The organism is Streptomyces sp. NPDC057654, from assembly GCF_042800135.1.
In the GTDB taxonomy this organism is placed as follows: Bacteria; Actinomycetota; Actinomycetes; order Streptomycetales; family Streptomycetaceae; genus Streptomyces.
The window spans coordinates 1-3,556 of the sequence record NZ_JBHVHQ010000875.1 but is presented as its reverse complement, the minus strand read 5'-3'; the positions used below and the strand labels follow the sequence as shown (position 1 = coordinate 3,556).

The window sequence follows — 3,556 nt, the reverse complement described above, 5'->3', positions numbered from 1 at the left end:
AACCCGCACTTACCCACGCCGAATACCGCCCCACCCACCAGCCGCCCGCGACACCAGCCCAAACCCCGGCGGTAGACAGCCGGGTGCGATCCGAGGGAGGGCGCGATGAGGCGCACTGCCAGTGCCGACGATGGACGTGGAGTGCCTGGCCGACGAATGGTCGGCGGGGTGCAGCGTGTACGGCGGTACGGTCGTCGCCTTCGCGCTGCGCGGGGCGTGGCCGGTCCCATCAGCTCGCTGAAGGGAGGCGGCGCACCCATTGCCCGCCGTGCTGGTGCGCTGCTCCCGTCAGCCGACGGTCACGGACCAGCCGCCGCGCGAGAGGGTCAGTACGCCGTCCGGTGTGATGGCCGCCTGTGCGCCGTAGGCGTTGAGCTGCCCGTCTTTGAGCCAGCGGCTGCGGATGCGGTCCAGTTCGTCCCACAGACGGCGGGGGCCTGCCTGGGTGACGTGAGTGGGTTCGTCCCGGAGGGCTGTGGCCTTGGCCCACGAGCCGTCCGGATGGGCCATCCATGCCGTCCTGCGGCTGCCGTCCTGTCGGAAACGGTGTTCTACGCCGGGAACTTCCAAGGAGAACGTCGACCACAGTTCCCACGCCCGCTGGACGTCGACGACGGGGTACGGGCTGACGGACTCTTCGCAGTCCCCTTCCCTCTCGAAGCCCTCTGCCGCTTCGAACGGGGTCGGCGGGGAGTCATCGCCCTGGCGGGCGGTCATGAATCCCGCGCCCTCGCACTCGATCTGTCCGACCGCGCCGCCGTCCTCGGTCTTGTCGGCGGTGAGGACCAGGCCGGTGTCGGCAAGGGTCGTGACCAGACGGCCGCCGGGGTTCAGCGCGGCCAGCAGCGAGGCGGGGACCGACGGCAGGGCGACGGTGGAGACGATGCGGTCGTACGTGCCCGGGAGCGGGCCGGTGAGGTCGCAGACCCGGACGGCGGGGCGCAGCCCGATCGCGCCGAGCCGTTCGGCCGCCGCGGCGACCAGGTATGGGTCCACGTCGATGCTGGTCACCTGGTTGTCCGCCAGCCGGCGGCAGGCCAGCGCGGTGCCGTAGCCGGAGCCCGTGGTCACGAGGACACGGGAGTCGTCGGCGATCTTCGCGTGCTGGTACATCCGCATCACCAGCCAGGGCAGCGTGGAAGAGGACGTGGGCATGCCGTCCGCCTTCTCGCCCGGCTCGGCGTGGTCGGCGTGGCGGGAACCGATCCGCGTGACGAGAGAGGTGTTGCTGTACGCGACGCGCATCCACCGCTCAGGATCGCTCGCGCCGTCCCCCAGCGTTCTGCCGTCCGCTCCATCGCCCCACCAGCGGGGCACGAAGACATGACGCGGCGTCGACGCCAGCACCGGACGCCAACGGGACTGCGGGTGGGCGACCTCGGCGGCCAGCTGCTCGGCGTGGGGCTTCCAGTCGGGCGACGTCATGTCTCACACCTCCGGATGGTGCGGGAACTTGGGCAGGCACGCGGGCTTGCCGGGCCCACAGGGCGAGTCCTTGGGAATGCACGGGTCCACACCCGGTGAAGGCCGGCAGGAGTCCTCTTTGGGGGTGCAAGTATCCGGCACCGCCCCCTGCCGGGGTGCTTGACCGGACGGGGAGCCACTCGGCCGCCGTACCCCTTTCGCGGCACTTCGGGTATGAGGCCGAGTGGGGGCGCGACGCGCCCCGTCACCCCGCGCCGAGGGAGTGGCGGGGCTCTGCTGTGCCGTACGGGACGCCCCGGCCGGCAGGCGATCAGCCCCCCACCCCACCCCGCAAATGCGTCAGCACCGCCAGCACCCGCCGGTTCCCCTCCGCCGGGTCGAGGTCCAGCTTCATGAAGATGTTGCCGGAGTGCTTGACGACGGACGCCTCGGTGACGCCCAGGCGTTGGGCGATCGTCAGGTTGTTGAGGCCCTCGGCCATCAGCGTCAGGACCTCGCGTTCGCGCGGTGTGAGGCGGCCCAGGGGGCGGGCCGCCGTGCGCTGTACGAGCAGGGTGCGGACGACCTCCGGGTCGATGACCGTCTCCCCGGCCGCCACGCGGCGAATGGCGTCGAGGAATTCGGAGACCTCGCCCACCCGGTCCTTGAGCAGATAGCCGAGCCCCGCCGCTCCCGGCTGGCCCGCAGCCCCCGGGCCGTCGCCGCCGAGGAGCTGCGTCGCGTAGGCGGTGGCCACGTACTGGGAGAGGACGAGCACAGGCAGCTCCGGATGACGGGAGCGGAGGTCCAGCGCTGCCCGCAGGCCCTCGTCGCGCTGGCCGGGTGGCATGCGTACGTCCGTGATCACGAGGTCCGGCAGCTCGCCGCCGGGCGGGTCGGACTCCACCGCGCGCGCCAGCGCCTCCGCGTCGCCGACCGCGGCCGTCACTTCGTGCCCGCCCCGCGTCAGGAGTTCCACGAGCCCGGCCCGTAGCAGTACGGAGTCCTCGGCCAGTACTACGCGGAGCACGGCACCTCCGCGCGCAGCTCGGTCGGACCGCCCACCGGACTGGACACCATGAGCCTGCCTTTCAGGATCGCCATGCGGTCGGCCAGGCCCTGGAGGCCCGTGCCGTCGGACGGGACCGCCCCGCCGCGGCCATTGTCGGTGACGGACAGGACGAGCGTGCCGCGCCGGACGCGGCCGGCCACCGTGATCCCCGTCGCGCCGCTGTGCTTGGCGGCGTTGGCCAGCGCCTCGGTGACCGTGAAGTACGCGACCGTCTCCACCGCGCCCGGCAGCCGCCCCGGCAGCTCGATGTCGACGGTGACCGGGATCGGGCTGCGCAGCGCGACCTCCGCCACGGCCGCGTCCAGGCCGTGGTCGGTGAGGACCTGCGGATGGATGCCGCGCACCAGGTCGCGCAGTTGGGACAGGGCCTGCCGGGCCTCGCCGCGGGCCCGTACGACCAGGTCGGCGGCGGGGGAGCCGCTGCCGTTCAGTTCCATCTCGGCCAGCCCGAGCGTCATGGAGAGCGCTACGAGCTGCTGCTGGGCCCCGTCGTGCAGGTCGCGTTCGATGCGCCGCCGCTCGGCCTCGAAGGCGTCGGCCAGCCGGGCGCGGGAGCGCGTCAGCTCCACCACGCGCCGCTCCTCGGCCCGCCCCGACAGCAGGAACTCCGCCGTCCTGACCTGCGCCCCGGCCAGCAGCGCCGCCGCGTACGCGCAGCCCGCGAGCCCCACGAGGCCGACGGCGGCCGGGAGCAGCGCCTCCAGCGGGCTGGTGATCGGCCGATCGAAGATCATTACGGAGCCGGGCTCCATGAGCAGGACGAGCACCGGCAGCGCGGTCAGGACGCCGGCGAACAGCAGCACCAGCATGACGCCGAAGCCCGAGCCCGCGAAGACCACGCCGTACACGATGGTGTAGGCCAGCTCCCGCCACGTCGCCCGCTCCCGCAGCCGGATGCCCAGCCGCCGCGTCGCGCCCACGCTCCGCAGCCGCGCGTGCGGGTTCTCCAGCGGCGCCGGTTCGACCAGCCGCAGCCGGCGGCGCTCCACCGCGGCGACCGGGATGCCGAACAGCGCGGCCAGCACCAGCACCGCCAGGCCCACGCCCACGATGGAGAAGAGCACCCCCATGGCGACGAGG

3 protein-coding genes are annotated in these 3,556 nt (G+C 73.1%); all 3 read right to left on the bottom strand.

From position 1 onward, the window contains the following. Positions 1 to 288: 288 nt before the first annotated feature. Complete coding sequence (locus ACFU99_RS37560) at positions 289 to 1,425, bottom strand: protein-L-isoaspartate(D-aspartate) O-methyltransferase (protein ID WP_384401339.1); 1,137 nt, start codon at positions 1,423 to 1,425, stop codon at positions 289 to 291. A 310-nt stretch (positions 1,426 to 1,735) separates the two neighbouring features. Beyond that, positions 1,736 to 2,434 carry a LuxR C-terminal-related transcriptional regulator gene (locus ACFU99_RS37555; protein WP_384401337.1) on the bottom strand — a complete coding sequence of 233 codons (699 nt, stop codon included), beginning with the start codon at positions 2,432 to 2,434 and terminating at the stop codon, positions 1,736 to 1,738. Then, a partial coding sequence (locus ACFU99_RS37550) for a sensor histidine kinase (protein WP_384401334.1) occupies positions 2,422 to 3,556 on the bottom strand: 1,135 nt, incomplete at its 5' end. The genes ACFU99_RS37555 and ACFU99_RS37550, both read right to left, overlap by 13 nt.